The organism is Mesorhizobium sp. Cs1321R2N1 (assembly GCF_037179725.1).
GTDB classification, from domain to species: domain Bacteria; phylum Pseudomonadota; class Alphaproteobacteria; order Rhizobiales; family Rhizobiaceae; genus Mesorhizobium; species Mesorhizobium salmacidum.
Genome location: NZ_JAPYKP010000136.1, coordinates 1 through 16,952 on the forward strand (window position 1 = coordinate 1; position 16,952 = coordinate 16,952).

Consider the following 16,952-nt stretch of genomic DNA (forward strand, 5'->3'; position numbering starts at 1 on the left):
TGCTCATGCGGCCACCTTGTCGCCTGCCGGCTTTCCAGCGGCCTCGAGCACGGCGCGGGCAACGATCTCGCGCACCGCGTCCAGCCTGTATTCGGCGCTGCCGCGCACATCGGCGATCGGCGACAGCTCAGCCATCGGCGCCGAACGGACCGCGGCAACAAGCCCGGCATCCAGGGGAAGCCCGCGCAACGCCGCCTCGATACCGGCAAGCCGCCTGGCAACGGCGGAACAGGAGCCGACGGCGACGGCTGCATCCGCGACAGTGGCATTCTCGACAACCAGACGCACCGCCACCATGGCGATGGAGATGACGAGATAGCGCCGGGCACCAAGCTTGACGAAGGCCGATGTGCCGGTGGGTTTCGGCACGCGGATGGCCGTCACCATGTCGCCAGGCTGCAAGGCCGTACGGCGGTTGCCCAGGATGAACTCCGACAAGGGCAGATGGCGTGTCGCCGCCGCCGAGCACAGCTCGACCTCGGCGTCGAGCACGAGCAATCCCGGCACGCCGTCGGCGGCCGGCGAAGCGTTGCAGAGATTGCCAGCGACCGAGGCAACGTTCTGGATCTGCGCCGAGCCGACCTCGCGCGCGGCCTGTTTCAGCGCATCGAAGGCCGGGGGCAAGGGATGGCGGATGATGTCGGTCCAGGTCGCGCGCGCGCCGATGATCCAGTGACTGCCGGTCTCGGCGATGCCGCGCAGCGCTGTCAGGCCGTTGATGTCGAGCACACTGTCGCGAAACGGCTTGCTGCCTTGCACCGGATAGAAATCCGTGCCGCCCGCAAGGATACGCCAGGCGCCCTCGCCAAGCAGCGCGAGCGCCTCGTCGACCGTGGTGGGTTTCGCGTAACGGATCACGCTTTGCCTTCCAACAAGATGGGCCTTCCCAATAAGATGGGCCTTTCCCGAAACCGGCCCTCCCAAGGAGCTTACCCCCGGGAATATCTTGCCGGTTTCAATCCGGCAAATTCATTCGTATGCAAATGATATCAAGACGGCGGAAATTGTCAAAGCCAGAGTTTACGCCGGTACTCATGTGGCTGGCATCGCCACGCATTTGTTATGCCGCTGGAGGTTGACGCGGCCCGCCATCTGGTCAAGTTTCTCCCTCCGGTCGCGCCAGCGGCTTTTTCTTTCGCCGAGCCCCTCGTTCGGAGCCCGAGCCCTAGCCTGACAGGAAGGAAACCCTATGGCCGACGAAGCGCTCGTTGTCATCGACCTGCAGAACGATTTTTGCCCGGGCGGCGCGCTGGCGGTGGCCGGCGGCGACGAGATCGTGCCGCTGGTCAATGACATGATCCGGCGAACCGACCATGTCGTGCTGACGCAGGACTGGCACCCTGCCGGCCATTCCAGCTTTGCCTCCAGCCATCCCGGCGGGCAGCCCTTTTCGACGATTGAGATGCCCTACGGCCCACAGACTTTGTGGCCGGACCATTGCATTCAGGGCAGTCTCGGCTCGGATTTCCATTCCGGCCTTGCGTGGACAAAGGCCGAACTCGTCATCCGCAAGGGTTTTCGGTCCGCCATCGACAGCTACTCCGCCTTCTTCGAGAACGATCACGCGACGCCGACCGGGCTCGCCGGCTATCTTCGGGAACGCGGTATCGACACGCTGACCCTGGTCGGCCTGGCGACCGATTTCTGTGTCGCCTTCTCGGCGCTGGATGCGGTCAAACAGGGTTTTAGCACCACGGTCAGGCTCGATGCCTGCCGTGGCATCGATCTCAACGGATCGCTCGAGACAATGCTGGCGAAAATGCGCGATGCCGGCGTGACGCTCGAAGATCACACGTCCGGCTGACCGCACCGTGGGGGGCAGAAGGGGATCTTTGCCGATGGCGATCGGGACGGCCGGTGCGATCGTCGTCGCGATGCTGTTTCCGGTATCGGCCTTCGCGGCCGAAGAACACGGCCTGCCTGGCGCCACGATGTCGCTCTGGTGGGCGCTGCCTTTTGCCGGGCTGCTCCTGTCGATCGCCACCGGTCCCCTGCTGTTCCACCATGCCTGGGAACACCACTACGGCAAGATCACCGCCTTGTGGGCGGCGCTGGTGATCGTGCCGCTCGCGGTCGCCTTCGGTGCCCCCGCGGCAACCGAGGCGGTGCTGCACGCGCTGCTCACCGAATACATGTCGTTCATCGTCCTGCTGTTTGCGCTCTACACGATTTCGGGCGGCATCCTGCTTGCCGGCAATATTCACGGCACACCGCTGGTCAATGCCGGACTGCTGATCGTCGGGGCGCTGCTTGCCTCGGTGATCGGCACGACCGGCGCCTCGATGATCCTGATCCGACCGATCCTGCGCGCCAACGACAACAGGCCTTTCAATGCCCATGTCGTCATCTTCTTCATTTTCCTGGTGTCCAACATTGGCGGCTCGCTGACGCCGCTCGGCGACCCGCCGCTGTTCGTCGGTTTCCTGCGCGGCGTCGATTTCTTCTGGACGACCAACAATCTTTACCGGGAGACGCTGTTCGTCGGCGGCGTCGTGCTGGCGGCGTTCCTGGCGATCGACCTCATCCTGCACCGGCGCGAGGCCGGCGCGCCGAAGATCAAGGATCCGACCCCGGATACGAAGGTGCGCCTGCGCGGCCTGGCCAACCTTCCGCTGCTGGCCGGTGTGATCGGCGCCATCCTGCTGTCGGCGGCCTGGAAACCGGGCGTGAGCTTTTTGGTGTTCGGCGTCGGTCTCGAGCTGCAGAACCTTATACGCGACGCGATCATCCTCGCGCTGGCCCTGCTATCGCTTCCCCTCTCGTATAAGAGCCACCGCGAAGCGAACGGCTTCAATTGGGGTCCGATCGCGGAAGTGGCCAAATTGTTCGCCGGCATCTTCACCTGCATCGTTCCGGTCATCGCCATTTTGAGGGCCGGCCATGACGGCGCGCTGGCGCCGCTTGTCGCGCTCGTCACCTCGGCGCAAGGCACGCCAAACGACCTCGCCTATTTCTGGCTGACCGGGACGCTGTCGTCCTTCCTCGACAATGCGCCGACTTATCTGGTGTTCTTCGAGTTGGCGGGCGGCGACCCTCAGCACCTGATGACCGAGTTCGCCTCGACGCTTGCCGCGATCTCGGCGGGTGCCGTGTTCATGGGGGCCAACACCTATATCGGCAACGCACCCAATTTCATGGTCTATGCCATTGCCAGGCATCGCGGCGTCAAAATGCCGGGCTTCTTCGGGTACATGCTGTGGTCCGGGCTGGTGCTGATCCCGACCTTTTTGATCGCGGGTTTTCTGTTTTTCGGCTGATCAGCCGACACCGACATAACGCCTGACCGCCGACGGGTCGGCGCGCAGGGTCTCGACTTCGACCGTCTCGCGGTTGCGGCCGTTCTCGATGAACGAGACTCGATCGGCGACCGACAGCACGGCTTCGACCCGCTGCTCGACCAGGATGGTGGAGACATCCATCTCGCGCAGCTTCGACACCGTCTCGCGGATCTTGGCGATCATCGACGGCATCAACCCTTCGGTCGGCTCGTCGAGCAAAAGCACCTGCGGCTCGAGGCAGAGCGCACGCGCCATGGCCAGCATCTGCTGCTCGCCACCGGACAAGGTGCCGGAGCGCTGCCGCAGCCGCTGACGCAGCAGCGGGAAGAGGTCGAGAACGTTCTCGCGCGTCGCCTTGCCCTTGCCGCGCGCCATCAGCCCGATCTCGATGTTCTCGGCCACAGTCATCTCGGCGAACAGCCGCCTTCCCTGCGGCACATAGGCGACGCCTGCCTTCGGCACGTCATGCGCCGGCAGGCCGGTCAATTCCTGCCCGGCGAGCCTGATCGAACCGGCACTCGCTGGAACCAGGCCCATGATCGCCTTCAGCGTCGTCGTCTTGCCGGCGCCGTTGCGGCCGAACAGGCACAGCACCTCGCCCTTGTTCAGCACGAGATCGAGCCCGTAGAGCACCTGGACCTCGCCATAGAAGCAGTCCAGCCCCGAGATCACCAGTGCATCGGTCTTGCTCGTCTCCCTCATGGGGCCGTCCCCAGATAGGCGTCCTGCACCGCGGCGTTGTCGCGGATCGCTTCCGGCGTGCCCTCGGCCAGGATCCTGCCGTCGTTGAAGACGGTGATGCGGTCGGCGAGTTGCATGACGACAGGCATGTTGTGCTCGATCAGCAGCACGGTGGCGTTCTTGGCGATGTCGCGCACCAGCTCGATGAAATTATCGATCTCGCTATCGGCCAGGCCTTGCGTCGGCTCGTCGAGGATCAGCAGGCGCGGCTTCAGCGCCAGGCCCATCGCCACTTCCAGCAATCGCTGATGGCCGTAGGACAATTGCCCGGCCGGCATATGGGCGCGGCCGGCCAGCCCGGTGCGTTCGAGCGCCGACATGACGCCGGCCCGTACCGCACCCTTCGAGCGGCCGTCGCTCAGCGTGCGCTGCACCGGCAGCGCGACATTGTCATAGGCGCTGAGGTTGGCGAAGACGCTGGTGATCTGGAATGTGTAGGCGATGCCCTGGCGGACCCTGACATAGGCCGGCAGCCCGGTGATGTAGGCGCCGTCGAAGAGGATCGCCCCCGAAGAGGGCTGGATGCGGCCGCTGACAAGGCTGACGAAGGTGGTCTTGCCCGCGCCGTTGGGGCCGATGACGGCGCGGATTTCTCCGGGCATCAGGGTGAAGTCGACGCTGTCGACGGCGCGCAGGCCGCCGAAATTGCGCGACAGACCCTTGGTGGTCAAAAGCGGCGTCATGGCAACCACCCGAGCCAGCGCTGGCGGATGCTGCCGAGAATGCCCTTCGGGAAGAACAGCACCAGCAGGATCAACGCGATGCCGACGATCAGCAGATAAGCCGATGTGTAGCCGCTGGTGACGTCGATGACATAGTACATGAACAGCGTGCCGACCAGCGGTCCAAGCGTTGTGGCAGCACCTCCGAGCAGGACCCACAGCAGCGGCAGGATCGAATACTGCACCGAGGCGAAGCTCGAGCCGACATAGCCGAACAGCAGCGCGTAGGCGGCGCCGGACGCCGCGCAGATCGTGCCGGAGACGACGACGGCTGCGAGCTTGTTGGAGAAGGTGTCGTAGCCCAGCATCTTCGTGCGCTCTTCGTTTTCACGGATGGCGACCAGCACGCGGCCAAAGCGGGAGCGGACGATGGCGAGCATCATCAGAAGCACGAGCGAGAACAGCGCCAGCGCGCTCATGTAGCGCACGGTCGGATTGGTGAGGTCGAGCGAGGTTCCGCCGAAAGTGAGGACACGCGCCGGCTGCGGCACGACCATGCCCTGGTCGCCCCCTGTCCAGGCCGCGAAATAAAGGATGGCGAGATAAAACACCTGGGCGAACATCATGGTGACGATCATGAAGGCGACGCCCATGGTGCGCAGCGCCAGGAGGCCGATGATCAGGGAGAGAACCGCCCCACAGCCCAGACCCGCGGCGAATGCCGCCGGCACGCTCCAGCCTAGCTGGATGATGGCAAGGCCGGCACCATAAAGCCCGGCCCCAAAGAACATGGCATGGCCGAGGCTGAGCAGGCCGACATAGCCGAACAGCATGTTGTAGCCCATCGCGAAGACCGCCAGCACCATGATGCGGGCGAGCAGGCCGTGGTAATACTCCGGCAGCAGGAAACTCAGCACGAAGAGCAGGGCAATCACACCGAGGTGCAGCGCGTACGCCTTTGCCGGCGAAGCTTCGCTCATCGTGATGCCGTCCCAAACAGGCCTTGCGGCCGGAACACCAGCACCATGGCGACCAGCAGCGTGGCGATGATCTTGGCCAGCGTCGGCGAGAAGAACATCGAGATGATGCCGTCGGACAGGCCGATCAGCACGGCGGCGACGACGGTGCCGCGCAGCGAGCCGAGACCGCCGATGATGACCACGATGAAGGACAGCAGCAGTGGGTCCTGCCCCATCAGGTAGTGCGCCTGGCTGATCGGCACGATCAGCACCGCGGCGATCGCCGCCAGCATGGCGCCGAGCGCGAAGACGCCGCCATAGACACGGCCGACAGGGATGCCGAAGGCCCGCGCCGTCTCGCTGTCACACTGGGTGGCACGCATGATGAGACCAATTTTCGTGCGCGTCAGCACCAGCCATGTCGCGATCAACAAGAGGGCGGATGCGGCGATAACAGACAGCTTGTAGCCGGAATAGCCGAACCACGGCAAAAGGATGCGGTAGCTGAAGGGCGGCTCGACGGGTCGCGCTTCGGGACCATAGAAAGTCAGCGCCAGCTGCTGGATGATGTAGAGCATGCCGATGGTGGCGACGATGGTGGCTTCCGGATTGTAATTGAGCCGGCGCAGCACCAGCCGTTCGGCGATCAGCGCGATGGCGCCGACGATCAGCGGCGCAATCACCAGCGCCGCCAGGAAGCCGAGGGCCGGGTGGCCGCCGATTGCCGATGTGATCGCCCATGCAAGCACGGCGCCGAGCATGAAGAACTCGCCATGGGCGACGTTTACGACACGCATGACGCCGAACACCAGCGACAAGCCAAGCGCGGTCAGCGCCAGCACGGCCGAGGTGACGAGGCCTTCGAGGGCGGCGAGGAGGAGGTGGGGGCCCAAGTGCATTGGCTAGGCACCAGCGGATGCGCGAGGCACCCCCCTCTGCCCTGCCGGACCCGGCCCTGCGCTATCGCTCCGGGCGTTCGTCGTTCGGAAAGCCAAGCAATTGGCTTTCCGTCCGCTGCGCGGACCACTTCTCACCCCCCTCAAGTGGGGAGATCGGATGTCACGATTGGTTTCGCCAATAGCCAGCGTCGGGAGATAAATGCCGGCGCACGAACTGCCAATCTCCCCCCTTGCGGGGGAGATGTCCGGCAGGACAGAGGGGGGTGGCTTGGCGCTCACGCCGCTAAAACAGCTTCGCTCACAGCGCCTGCGTCGTGTAATCCCCTTCGGCTTCGTAAAGCCCGTCCTCGATCTTGGTCTTGTGGACGACCTTCAGCTTGCCGCCTTCGACCTTGGAGATGTTCTGGATGCCAAAGCACTGGTGTATCTTGCCGTTGAAGGTTTTTGGTCCTTGCGGATGCTCCGGCCCTTCGGCGAATTCCTTCAGCGCTTCGGTCGCCTCGACCAGCTTGGCGCGGTCTTCCGGTCCCTTGTAGCCGGCGTCTTCCATCGCCTTCTTGACGACGTAGAGCGTTTCCCAGCAACCGAACATGTGCGCGGCGGTGGAGACGTCCTTGGGGTCGCCGACGGCGGCGCCATTGTCGTCGATGCCGACGGCGGCGCGATAGGCTTTCTGCGCTTCGGTGTCATCGGGCTGGGCGTAGCGCGGCGAGCCTTCCCAGAAATGGCTGCCGTCGAGGAATTCGAGGCCGGGGCTGTTGATGTCGACGGCTTCGAGCGAATCGATGAAGCCGAACAGCTGCGGCCGGTTCGAACCGTAGAACTCGCCGAGCTCCTTTACGAAGGTGAGCACCGCCGGACCGACCATGACGTGGTAAATCACCTCGGTCTCGGCCGGTATCTGCGGGAAGTATTTGGTGAAGGAACTCTCCGTCGGCGGAATGGCGATCTGCGCGATCACCTCGGCGCCTTGCGCCTTCAGCGCCGGCGGCAGGTAATCGCGATGGTCGTAGCCGAAGGCGAAATCGGGGAATATCTGCGTCACCTTCTTGCCGGCATTGGCCGCGATCCACGGCGCCATCGACTTGATCTGGCTCTTCACATCGGTGATGCCGGGCTGGAAGACGTAGCGGTTGAGCTTGGTCGAGGCGACGTGATGCCCTTCGCTGACGACGAAATAGGGCATCTTGGCTTCGCCGGCGGCCGGAGCCGAGCCGATGACGACGTGCGAGAACAGCGTGCCGAAGACGATGTCGGTCTTGTGCTGCGTGGCGAACTTGCCGACCACCTCGGCGCCGCGACCGGGATCCGTGCCGTCATCCTCGATGATCACCTCGACCTGGCGGCCGTTGATGCCGCCAGCGGCATTGATCGCCTTGATGGCGGCGGCGGTGGTCTTCTCGTACCAGCGGCCATAGGCGGCGCCGATACCGGTGCGGTGCGACTGGAAGCCAATCTTGATCGGCGCGGAGCTTTGCGCCTGGGAATAACGGACGAAACCGGGCGCCATGGCGAGGCCGGCACCAGCGGCGATCCCCTTCAGCGCGGTGCGGCGGGTGAGTGTGGTTTTTGAGAGGTCGAAAAATCCGTTCTTGTCAGTCACATTCGTTCCCCTGTTTTTGCGTTTTGACCAACGATAAGGCGGCTCGAACATCCTCGGCAAGAGGATGCAAAATTGCATGTGTACAAACTAAATCACCAAAGGCTTGGCCTGGCAAGCGAGCTTTCCGTCAGGGTATGACCCATAGGAAATGGCTTGTCTCATCCGACCGTCGGCGTGGCAAGCAGCCAGAGACCGAAAATGGTGTAGGCGATCATCAAGACGGTGAGCGGAAACTGGCTGAGCGCGGCGCGGGCAGGCTGTGGATGCAGGTGCCAGGCAAGGCCGTGGGCGACGAGTACCGCGAGCACATGGCCAAGGATGATGGCGCCGGCTTGGACATTCCACAGCCACCACGCGGAACCCGCGCCGGCAACGACGCCGGCTTCGACCTGCATGTCGGCGGTGCCGAACAGATTCCAGCCCAGCGCGAACGGATCGGACAGGGAGGCCAATGCATACTGGCCGTCGACCAGCAGCACCGTCAGATAGTGCGCGACATGGTAGGCGAGCGCGATCGGCACGATCGACCACACCAGCAGGCCCGCTGCCTGAGCCAGAGGCCGATCGCTGCCGGCAAGGCGCTGACCGAGGATTACCGCAACCAGGAACACTCCCGCGAGCAGCACGAATGCCAGGACAAGGCCAAGGCTGCCGCTGCCGATCACCGCCGTACGGCCGGGAAATTCCAGCGGGTTGATGCCGAACAGGCCGAGCCAGAAGAAGGTCTTCGACAGCCCGTCGAAGGAAACCGAGGACAAAGCAAGCAGCAGGAAGGCGATGCCGCCGGCGGGCAAGGGCTCGGCCGTGAGCAGCCTGGCGCCCGGCCAGCACAACGCAAGACGGCCTTTGTCGTCGCGCTCGACCGGGGCGAAGCGGGCAACCATCGAGAAGAAGATGCCGAGGAATTCACCGCTGCGGCTCCACTTGTCGTAGCCGAACACCCGCATGGCGATGAAGGTGAGCAGCCAATAGAGGCCGGCGGCAAAGGCTAGCCGCGCCGGATCGTCGGGGGATGGATAGACGAGTTCGAACCAGGCAAAGGCGAAGAACAGGATGACGGCCGGCCAGCAGCCAAGCCACTGCGGAAGTTGCGCTTCATCGCTTCTGCCGCGCGACAGCAGCCGCCACGGGCCGCACCAGGGGTTGAGCCACGACCACAGATCGCCGAACACACCTTGCAGCAGGGTCAGGCCGGCCCACAGCAGCGCCCAGATCACCAACGGCAGCGGGTTGGAGAGCGGGTCGCGGCTGCCGATAAAGCCGGCGGCGATGAGAATTGCAAAGCCGGCAAAGGAGATCAGGCTGATGGTGGCGCGGGTGCTGTCGCCGAAGGCGAATAGCGGCAGGCGCCGGCGCCAAAGGAGGCCGAGCCAATTTGCCGGCAGCAGGGCTAGCAAGAGGAAGCTGACAGCCACGGCGAACGCGCCGCCGATCAGGTAGTAGCCGGTGGGGAGGAGCAGGACATGACCACGGTCGGAGGCGTGCGCGAAGGCTGGAGTGGGGGAGAGCGCCAACAAGGCGGCAAGCAAGAAGGCTAGCGACAGACGGAAGCACTCTACGGCGCCCCCCTCTGTCCTGCCGGACATCTCCCCCACGAGGGGGGAGATTGGCGGGCCGTGCCGTCGGCGCGTCTCTTGCAATGTCTGCGATTGGCGAAAGCGGAGATAAAGTCCAATCTCCCCCCTCGTGGGGGAGATGTCCGGCAGGATAGAGGGGGGCGCGACGGAACTCAATCTATCCAGGTTTCCTATCCCCCGCGAGCCCATCCCTCAAACCTTGACCAGTTGCTCCACGCGATCCTTCTGCCCAAAAATCCTCAAATACCGCTCGATCTCCTTGAGATCGCCGGTCGCCTTGGCTGGATTGTCGGAAAGCTTCACCGCCAGCCGGCCATTGGCCTCGGTGACCTTGCAGACCAGCGATATGGCGTCGAGGCTCTTGGTCTCTGTCGGCGCGCAGCCTTCGAAATCATTGGTCAAATTGGTGCCCCAGCCGAAGGACATGCGTACCTTGCCCTTGAAGTGACGGTAGGTCTCCTCGATGGTTTCGACCTCGAGCCCGTCGGAGAAGATCAGCAGCTTCTGCCTGGGGTCCTTGCCCTTTTCGCGCCACCAGGACAGGATCTTTTCGCCGCCTTCGATCGGCGGCGCGCTGTCGGGGCGAAAGCCCGTCCAGTCGGCGACCCAGTCCGGCGCGTCGCGCAGGAAGGAAGCGGTGCCGAAGGCGTCGGGCAGCACGATCAGCAGATTGCCGCCATAGTAGCGCTGCCAGTCCTGCAGCACCTTATAGGGCGACTGCTTCAGCTCTTTTTCCGAATTGGCGAGTGCCGCGAACACCATCGGCAGTTCATGCGCGTTGGTGCCGAGCGCTTCGAGGTCGTTGTCCATGGCCAGCAGAACATTGGAGGTGCCGGTGAACGCCTCGCCGATGCCCTCCTTCAGCGCCTCCACGCACCAGCGCTGCCACAGGAAGGAATGGCGACGGCGTGTGCCGAAGTCGGAAATGCGGATGCCGGGCAGCGCCTTCAGCCGTTCGGTCTTGGCCCACATCTTGGCCTTTGCGCGGGCGTAGAGCACGTCGAGCGCGAAGGGCCCATAGGCCCGCATGGCCGCGCGAGATCGGAGTTCGTTGATGATGGCGAGCGCGGGGATTTCCCACAGCGTCGTGTACATCCAGGGGCCGGAGAAAGTTAGTTCGTATTGTCCGTCGTGCTTGGAAAGCTCATAGTCGGGCAGCCGAAACCCTTCCAGCCAGGCGAGGAATTCCGGATCGAAAATCTGCTTGCGGCCGTAGAAATTGTTGCCACCCAGCCAGATCATCTCCTTCTTGGAGAAGCGCAGCGTGCGGGCATGGTCGAGCTGTTCGCGCAATTCGCCCTCGTCGATCTCGTCGGCGAGCCGCACCGAGGTGGTGCGGTTGATCAGGGAGAAGGTGGCGTCGACCTTGGGATACATGCCCCAGATCATCTGCAGCATCAAAAGCTTGTAGAAGTCGGTGTCGAGCAGGCTGCGCACGATCGGGTCGAGCTTCCAGGTGTGGTTGTAGACGCGCCGCGCAATATCGGTCTTGGCCATGTCTCGTTACCGCCTTCGCTGCCCTGCCACCACAATAGCGACAGGCCTCATAGCATCGAATTGACCAAAACGCTGCCCGCTTTCAGGCTGGGCCGACAAAAAGAAAGTCCTGCGTGCGGCTACGAAGATTTACCGCCCATCACCTTGAGCGCGGGACGTTTGCGGCGGGTGACGAGGCGGCCCGCCACCGGGGCGTCGGCGCGGCCGTCATCCCCGGCCTTCTCGGCGAACAGCCAGTCCATGAACACCTGCACGATCGGCGTCGCCCGCATCTCGTTGCGGCAAACGACATAGAAGTCGTCGACCGCCGGCACCGACAAGCTGAACGGCGCGACCAACATGCCCCTGGCCAGCAGCGCGCTTGCCGTCACCGAGTCACCCAGCGCCACGCCATGGCCGTGCACCGCGGCTTCCGCCGTCATGCGCGCATCGCCGAGATGATGGCGCCGGCCGCGCTCGAGGTCCAGCGCGTCGGCGGCGGCCAGCCAGGTGTGCCACTCGCGGCCGTCGTCACCATGCAGCAAGACGTGGTCGGCGAGGTCGCGAACGCTACGGATCGGCCGGTTGTTGATCAGCGTCGGGCTGACCACGGGGAAACAGTTCGAGGCCCGACCATTTGCGCATCCAGCAATCGGCCCAGCTGCCATCGCCATAGTGCACGCAGACATCGATATGCGGCGCCCGGATATCCCTGGGATCATTGGAGGGAATGAGCGTCAGCTGGATGTCGGGATATTGCGCGGTGAAGCTGCCCAGCCTCGGCGTCATCCACAGAAGCAGCAGCGCCGGCACGCAGGACACCGACAGCGCGCCGCTGCTTGCCGGCCGGGTCAGCCGTTGCGTGGCGGCGGCGATGCCGTCGAACGCGACCGATACCGCAGGCAAGAGCTCGGCGCCGTGAGCGGTCAATTTGACCCGCTGGCCGACGCGTTCGAAAAGCTTGACGCCAAGCGATTGCTCCAGCGCCTTGATCTGGTGGCTGACGGCGCCATGCGTGACATTCAGTTCGCTCGCCGCCTTGGTCAACGAGGCATGGCGCGCCGTTGCCTCGAAGGCGCGCAGCGGGTTGAGAGGTGGCAAGCGCTTGGCCATGGATGCTCGGCTTCATTGTGAGATTTTCTCACAGAAAGCACCCTAACAATATCAATTGCTTTTTCAAAGCGGCTGCCGGACACTTTGCCCCAAGACAACATCAAGACGTGAAATCTGCGGACAGCCAGCGGGACCGCGGCCCGGCCGGATGACGGTCGGTTCGCCCGAGGTCACCGACCGGCAACACTGCATCGGCTGAGGAGGAGCGGATATGGGATACGATCGCGGCAAGCTCGACGCGCTGCGTCGCAAATATGGCGAGAGCCATGGCGGCGAGATGTTCGACCCGAAATTCCGCAAGGTCGCCGACAAGATCTTTTCCAAGAGCGGCACGCGGCTGGCGCCCTATTCCGGCATCCCGACTTTTCTCACCGCGCCTTATCGTGAAATCGCCGCCGAAAACCCGGACTTCGGCGACCTGCAGGTGGCGATCATTGGCGTGCCGATGGATCTTGGCGTCACCAATCGGCCGGGCTCGCGCTTCGGGCCGCGCGCATTGCGGGCCATCGAGCGCATCGGCCCCTACAACCATGTGCTGGAATGCGCGCCGACGCATGAGCTCAGGGTGGCCGACATCGGCGACGTTCCGTTCCAGAGCCGTTACCGGCTGGAGACCAGCCATGAGGATATCGAGCGGCGCATCAACCAGATCGTCGACGCCGGTGTCATTCCGCTGTCGGTCGGCGGCGACCACTCGATCACGCACCCGATCCTGAAGGCGGTCGGCAAGAAGGCGCCGGTCGGCCTAGTTCACATCGACGCCCATTGCGACACCAGCGGCCTGTTCGACCTGACCAAATTCCACCATGGCGGCCCGTTCCGCAACGCGGTGCTCGATGGCGTGCTCGATCCGACGCGCACCATCCAGATCGGCATCCGCGGCTCGGCCGAATATTTGTGGGAGTTCACCTACGAATCCGGCATGACAGTGGTCCATGCCGAGGAGGTGACCGGGCTCGGCATTCCCGCCATCATCGAGAAGGCGCGCAGAATAGTCGGCGATGGCCCGACCTATGTGTCTTTCGACATCGACAGCGTCGACCCGGCCTTCGCGCCGGGCACGGGCACGCCGGAAGTCGGCGGGCTGACGACGCGCGAAGTGCTTGAACTGCTGCGCGGCCTCAAGGGCCTGAACATCATCGGCGGCGACGTCGTCGAGGTGGCGCCGCAATATGACGCGACCACCAACACCGCGCATGCCGGCGCCCAGGTGCTGTTCGAGATCCTGAGCCTGATGGTGTTCAGCCCGGCCGTCACCGGCAAGGGCGCCTGACGATCCGAAACAAAGGCGGCCGCCGCGCTGGAGCCGGCGGCCGACCCACACAATCAAAAAGCTTCCAGAAGGGGAATGACAATGACAATCCGCTCGACGATCAAATCATCCATCGCCGCCGTCCTGGTCCTGGGCGCGGCAGGTTTCGGCCTTGGCACGCAGGCTGCCAAGGCTGACGCGCTGGCCGATATCACCAAGGCCGGCACCATCAATGTCGGCGTTTTCGCCGATTTCCCGCCCTTCTCCTCGGCCAGCGCCGACATGAGCCTCAAGGGCTATGACATGGACGTCGCGCAGTACATCGCCGACACGCTCAAGGTGAAGCTCAATCCGATCGCCGTCACCGGCCAGAACCGCATCCCCTATTTGAACGACCACCGCGTCGACATCCTGATGAGCGTCGGCTACTCGAAGGAGCGCGAGCAGGTCATCGACTTCGCCGCCGCCTACGCGCCCTATTACATCGCGGTCATCGGCCCGGCGGCGATGTCGGTCAAAGGCAAGGAAGACCTCGCCGGCAAGTCGATCGCCGTCAATCGCGGCACGCTGGAAGATACCTCGCTCACCGAGGCAGCACCCGCATCGGCCGACATCAAGCGCTTCGACAACTACAATTCGGTGATCCAGGCCTTCATTTCCGGCCAGACCCAGCTGATGGTCGTCGGCAACGACGTCGGCGCGCAGGTGCTGGCCAAGCAGGACGTGCTCAAGCCCGAGCAGAAGTTCCAGCTTCTGACCTCGCCCTCGCATATCGGCCTCAACAAGAATGAGGACGGCCTCAAGAAGGCGGTCAACGACGCCGTCGCCAAGATGCTGGCGGACGGCAAGCTGGACGAAAGCTCGAAGGCCTGGCTGAAGACGCCGCTCAACCCCGACAACCTCAAGGATTGATTGACGTGGCCTTCGGCTGGCTTCCAGGTGCCGTGGGCGACATCGCGCACGGCGCGGCGACGACGATCCTTTTGATCGCCGTCACCACGTTGGCGGGAACGCTACTCAGCATCCTCGGTGCCGCGGGACGGCGAAACGGCCCCGCGCTGCTGCGCCGGGCCATCGCCTGGTATGTCGAGGTGATGCGCAACACGCCGTTCCTGGTGCAGCTGTTCTTCATCTTCTTCGGCCTGCCGAGCCTCGGCATCAGGCTCGACCCGATCCTGGCCGCCATGCTGGCGATGACGCTCAACATGGCGGCCTACACGATCGAGATCGTCGGCGCCGGGCTCGACGCGGTGCCGAACGGGCAGACGGAAGCGGCCCTGGCGCTCGGGCTGCGGCCGCGCCAGGTGTTCATCAAGATCGTGCTGCCGCAGGCGCTCAAGATCATCTATCCCGCGCTGACCAGCCAGATCGTCATCATGATGCTGGAATCCGCCGTGGTATCGCAGATCGCGGTGCGCGAACTGACGTATGAGGCCGACATGCTGCAGGCGCGCACTTTTCGCTCGTTCGAGACCTATTTCGTCGTGACGCTGGTCTATCTCTTGATGTCAATGGCCTTGCGGCGGCTGCTGGTGTCAGGCGGACGCCGCGCGCTCGGAGCGGGCGTGTCATGATCGAGTTCACGCTGTGGGACATCGTGCGCAACCTTCTGCTTGCGGCCCGCTGGACGGTACTGCTATCGCTGGCCGCCTTCGTCGGCGGCGCGCTGGTCGGAATGGCGGTGCTGTTCCTGAGGATCGCGAAGAATAAATGGAGCCGGCGCCTTGCCTCCGGCTACATCGCCCTGTTCCAGGGAACGCCGCTTCTGATGCAGCTCTTCCTGATGTTCTTCGGCCTGCCGATGCTCGGCCTGCGCATCGAGCCCTGGACCGCGGCGGTGCTCGGCCTGACCTTCTTCGCCAGCGCCTATCTCGCCGAAATCTGGCGCTCCGGCGTCGATGCGCTGCCATTGGGCCAATGGGACGCCGGCGCCAGCCTCGGCCTGCACTATCTGCAGGAACTCAGGCTGATTATCCTGCCGCAGGCGTTCTCGATCACCCGCGCGCCGACGGTCGGCTTCCTGGTACAGCTGATCAAATCGACCGCGCTGACCTCGATCATCGGCTTCGAGGAATTGGTGCGGACTTCGAATGCCATCAACAACGCCACCTTCGAACCATTCAAGGTCTACGGGCTGGTGGCGCTGATCTTCTTCGTCATGTGCTTTCCGCTGACCCAATACGCGCGGTCGCTGGAGAAGCAGACATTGACGTGCTGAACCGAAAGCATCTTGTGTTGACCAACATCGACGCGACCGCAAGCTGGGAAGCTGTGTGCTGTTAGAGCGTAAGTAGCCATCCTAATTTTCAGCATGGCTGAAGACGACAGTTCCATTGTCCTTGCGGACTTCAACGCAAATGATCCCCTCGTCACCCCTTCGGGTCTGAAACATGGAGATCGCGTGATCTTTTGCCACCTTTTCGGCGTCAAAGATCACCTTGTCGATGATGCCCTGTCTTCCATACCAAATAACGGTGAACGCCATTCGCCGCCTCCATTCGAGGCACCATAGGCGCTCTTACCGGTACGTTCAAACGGCGTCTGTGGCCAAAAGGCGGCGCGAAACGGCCGCCTTTCGCGCAAATTCAGCCACCCATCTTCTTGGCCATCGCGCAGAAATCCGCGTGCGACTTGTTGATCGTGGTATCGCCGCAGTCTTTCAACACCGCCTTCTGTTCATCTGGCTTCATGGACATCCATGCGGTCTTGAAATCCGCTTCCGACCTGAGTGTTTTCATGCCGGCATCGGTGAAGAACGGCGACATCTTTGCCGGATCGTCGAGCGCGGAGGTGCCGCTAGCAGATCCAGCCAGCGCCGAGCCAGTCATCATTGCGAGCGCCATCGCGCCCATAGTGAGCATTTTGAAGGTCACTTTCATCTCCTCACGATTTACGTCGATCGTATGCAACGATCATCTCTCGAAACGTCATCGTGCAGGAAAGGTTGCCCGCCTGCGTCGAAAGGCGGAATTCTATTCCGGAAATGCAGTTTGGACGCAAAGGGCGCGGAGACTCAGCCTGAACCGAAGTCCTGCCGTTGCTCGTCCAGCCGCCGACCTGACCTTGAGCAGCGCGAGGCTCAGGTGCCCTGCATTGGCGGCCAGGGTCCGGCAGCCTCCCGCCTCACCAGATGCTACCAACAACCATGCGATCCAGGCTTTTGCGCAGATAGATGCTGCCAGGCGTCGTTGCTCCCGGCGCGTCGGTCGCAGCAACAGCTCTTCCGCTTTCAAGTCCCGCCATCCCGAAAACAGACGGTCTGCTCACGTGAAGAGTTTCGGGCGCCGGCACGCGTACGAAAGTCCCCGAGGAAGGAACCCGCGGGCCACAGGCGATGGCTATGGGGATTTCAGATTCCGGCTGATGTCAGCGGTGGCGCGACCGTCTCCGGA

At 63.6% G+C, this 16,952-nt stretch carries 16 protein-coding genes and 1 pseudogene; 6 read left to right on the forward strand and 11 right to left on the reverse strand.

Annotated elements, in window-relative coordinates; genetic code table 11:
* Window positions 1–3: 3 nt before the first annotated feature.
* Window positions 4–858, reverse strand: a complete 855-nt coding sequence (locus O7A61_RS25630) for an FAD binding domain-containing protein (protein WP_337132192.1) — start codon at window positions 856–858, stop codon at window positions 4–6.
* A 331-nt stretch (window positions 859–1,189) separates the two neighbouring features.
* Here O7A61_RS25630 and pncA point away from each other — a divergent pair, with 331 nt between their 5' ends.
* Complete coding sequence (gene pncA / locus O7A61_RS25635; RefSeq protein WP_337132193.1) at window positions 1,190–1,804, forward strand: bifunctional nicotinamidase/pyrazinamidase; 615 nt, start codon at window positions 1,190–1,192, stop codon at window positions 1,802–1,804.
* A gap of 34 nt (window positions 1,805–1,838) precedes the next feature.
* Window positions 1,839–3,257, forward strand: coding sequence for a sodium:proton antiporter (locus O7A61_RS25640; RefSeq protein ID WP_337132194.1), 1,419 nt, complete (start codon window positions 1,839–1,841; stop codon window positions 3,255–3,257).
* Here O7A61_RS25640 and O7A61_RS25645 read toward each other — a convergent pair whose 3' ends face one another.
* The 8 genes and pseudogenes from O7A61_RS25645 to gcvA form a co-directional block, all read right to left on the reverse strand.
* Window positions 3,258–3,980, reverse strand: a complete 723-nt coding sequence (locus O7A61_RS25645) for an ABC transporter ATP-binding protein (RefSeq protein ID WP_337132195.1) — start codon at window positions 3,978–3,980, stop codon at window positions 3,258–3,260.
* On the reverse strand, window positions 3,977–4,702 hold the full coding sequence (locus tag O7A61_RS25650; RefSeq protein ID WP_337132196.1) for an ABC transporter ATP-binding protein: 726 nt from the start codon (window positions 4,700–4,702) through the stop codon (window positions 3,977–3,979). Before O7A61_RS25650 ends, O7A61_RS25645 begins: the two co-directional genes overlap by 4 nt.
* Window positions 4,699–5,661 (reverse strand): branched-chain amino acid ABC transporter permease, encoded by a 963-nt coding sequence (locus O7A61_RS25655; protein WP_337132197.1) that lies wholly within the window; start codon window positions 5,659–5,661, stop codon window positions 4,699–4,701. Before O7A61_RS25655 ends, O7A61_RS25650 begins: the two co-directional genes overlap by 4 nt.
* Complete coding sequence (locus O7A61_RS25660; RefSeq protein WP_337132198.1) at window positions 5,658–6,539, reverse strand: branched-chain amino acid ABC transporter permease; 882 nt, start codon at window positions 6,537–6,539, stop codon at window positions 5,658–5,660. Before O7A61_RS25660 ends, O7A61_RS25655 begins: the two co-directional genes overlap by 4 nt.
* 298 nt (window positions 6,540–6,837) lie before the next feature.
* A complete protein-coding gene (locus O7A61_RS25665) occupies window positions 6,838–8,142 on the reverse strand; it encodes an ABC transporter substrate-binding protein (RefSeq protein ID WP_337132199.1) in 1,305 nt (434 codons plus the stop codon).
* 158 nt (window positions 8,143–8,300) lie between these two features.
* Entirely contained in the window at window positions 8,301–9,728 is a 1,428-nt protein-coding gene (locus O7A61_RS25670) for a hypothetical protein (RefSeq protein WP_337132200.1), read from the reverse strand.
* Window positions 9,729–9,911: 183 nt separating this feature from the next.
* Entirely contained in the window at window positions 9,912–11,216 is a 1,305-nt protein-coding gene (gene pncB, locus O7A61_RS25675; protein ID WP_027145391.1) for a nicotinate phosphoribosyltransferase, read from the reverse strand.
* Between the two features lie 119 nt (window positions 11,217–11,335).
* Window positions 11,336–12,308: pseudogene (gene gcvA, locus O7A61_RS25680) on the reverse strand (transcriptional regulator GcvA).
* Between the two features lie 211 nt (window positions 12,309–12,519).
* On the opposite strand from gcvA, the gene speB reads away from it, so the two are divergent.
* The 4 genes from speB to O7A61_RS25700 all read left to right on the forward strand — a co-directional run bounded on the left by speB (window position 12,520) and on the right by O7A61_RS25700 (window position 15,778).
* Complete coding sequence (gene speB / locus O7A61_RS25685) at window positions 12,520–13,581, forward strand: agmatinase (RefSeq protein ID WP_337132201.1); 1,062 nt, start codon at window positions 12,520–12,522, stop codon at window positions 13,579–13,581.
* A gap of 81 nt (window positions 13,582–13,662) precedes the next feature.
* Window positions 13,663–14,472, forward strand: a complete 810-nt coding sequence (locus O7A61_RS25690) for a transporter substrate-binding domain-containing protein (RefSeq protein WP_337132202.1) — start codon at window positions 13,663–13,665, stop codon at window positions 14,470–14,472.
* Between the two features lie 5 nt (window positions 14,473–14,477).
* The gene (locus O7A61_RS25695; RefSeq protein WP_140508303.1) at window positions 14,478–15,134 is read left to right on the forward strand and encodes an amino acid ABC transporter permease; all 657 of its coding nucleotides are present in this window, start codon (window positions 14,478–14,480) and stop codon (window positions 15,132–15,134) included.
* Entirely contained in the window at window positions 15,131–15,778 is a 648-nt protein-coding gene (locus O7A61_RS25700; RefSeq protein WP_337132203.1) for an amino acid ABC transporter permease, read from the forward strand. The genes O7A61_RS25695 and O7A61_RS25700 overlap by 4 nt, the downstream gene beginning before the upstream one ends.
* Window positions 15,779–15,859: 81 nt before the next feature.
* On the opposite strand, the gene O7A61_RS25705 is transcribed toward O7A61_RS25700, so the two are convergent.
* The gene (locus O7A61_RS25705; protein WP_023781604.1) at window positions 15,860–16,045 is read right to left on the reverse strand and encodes a hypothetical protein; all 186 of its coding nucleotides are present in this window, start codon (window positions 16,043–16,045) and stop codon (window positions 15,860–15,862) included.
* Between the two features lie 100 nt (window positions 16,046–16,145).
* Window positions 16,146–16,433, reverse strand: coding sequence for a hypothetical protein (locus O7A61_RS25710; RefSeq protein WP_337132204.1), 288 nt, complete (start codon window positions 16,431–16,433; stop codon window positions 16,146–16,148).
* Window positions 16,434–16,952 lie beyond the last annotated feature (519 nt).

Excerpts from the sequence above, each read along its gene's own strand:
- pncB (WP_027145391.1), bottom strand. The coding sequence starts at position 11,216 with ATGGCCAAGACCGATATTGCGCGGCGCGTCTACAACCACACCTGGAAG.
- O7A61_RS25655 (WP_337132197.1), bottom strand. The coding sequence starts at position 5,661 with ATGAGCGAAGCTTCGCCGGCAAAGGCGTACGCGCTGCACCTCGGTGTG.
- O7A61_RS25705 (WP_023781604.1), bottom strand. The coding sequence starts at position 16,045 with ATGGCGTTCACCGTTATTTGGTATGGAAGACAGGGCATCATCGACAAG.
- O7A61_RS25670 (WP_337132200.1), bottom strand. The coding sequence starts at position 9,728 with ATGTCCGGCAGGACAGAGGGGGGCGCCGTAGAGTGCTTCCGTCTGTCG.
- speB (WP_337132201.1), top strand. The coding sequence starts at position 12,520 with ATGGGATACGATCGCGGCAAGCTCGACGCGCTGCGTCGCAAATATGGC.
- O7A61_RS25690 (WP_337132202.1), top strand. The coding sequence starts at position 13,663 with ATGACAATCCGCTCGACGATCAAATCATCCATCGCCGCCGTCCTGGTC.
- O7A61_RS25640 (WP_337132194.1), top strand. The coding sequence starts at position 1,839 with ATGGCGATCGGGACGGCCGGTGCGATCGTCGTCGCGATGCTGTTTCCG.
- pncA (WP_337132193.1), top strand. The coding sequence starts at position 1,190 with ATGGCCGACGAAGCGCTCGTTGTCATCGACCTGCAGAACGATTTTTGC.
- O7A61_RS25660 (WP_337132198.1), bottom strand. The coding sequence starts at position 6,539 with ATGCACTTGGGCCCCCACCTCCTCCTCGCCGCCCTCGAAGGCCTCGTC.
- O7A61_RS25700 (WP_337132203.1), top strand. The coding sequence starts at position 15,131 with ATGATCGAGTTCACGCTGTGGGACATCGTGCGCAACCTTCTGCTTGCG.
- O7A61_RS25650 (WP_337132196.1), bottom strand. The coding sequence starts at position 4,702 with ATGACGCCGCTTTTGACCACCAAGGGTCTGTCGCGCAATTTCGGCGGC.
- O7A61_RS25645 (WP_337132195.1), bottom strand. The coding sequence starts at position 3,980 with ATGAGGGAGACGAGCAAGACCGATGCACTGGTGATCTCGGGGCTGGAC.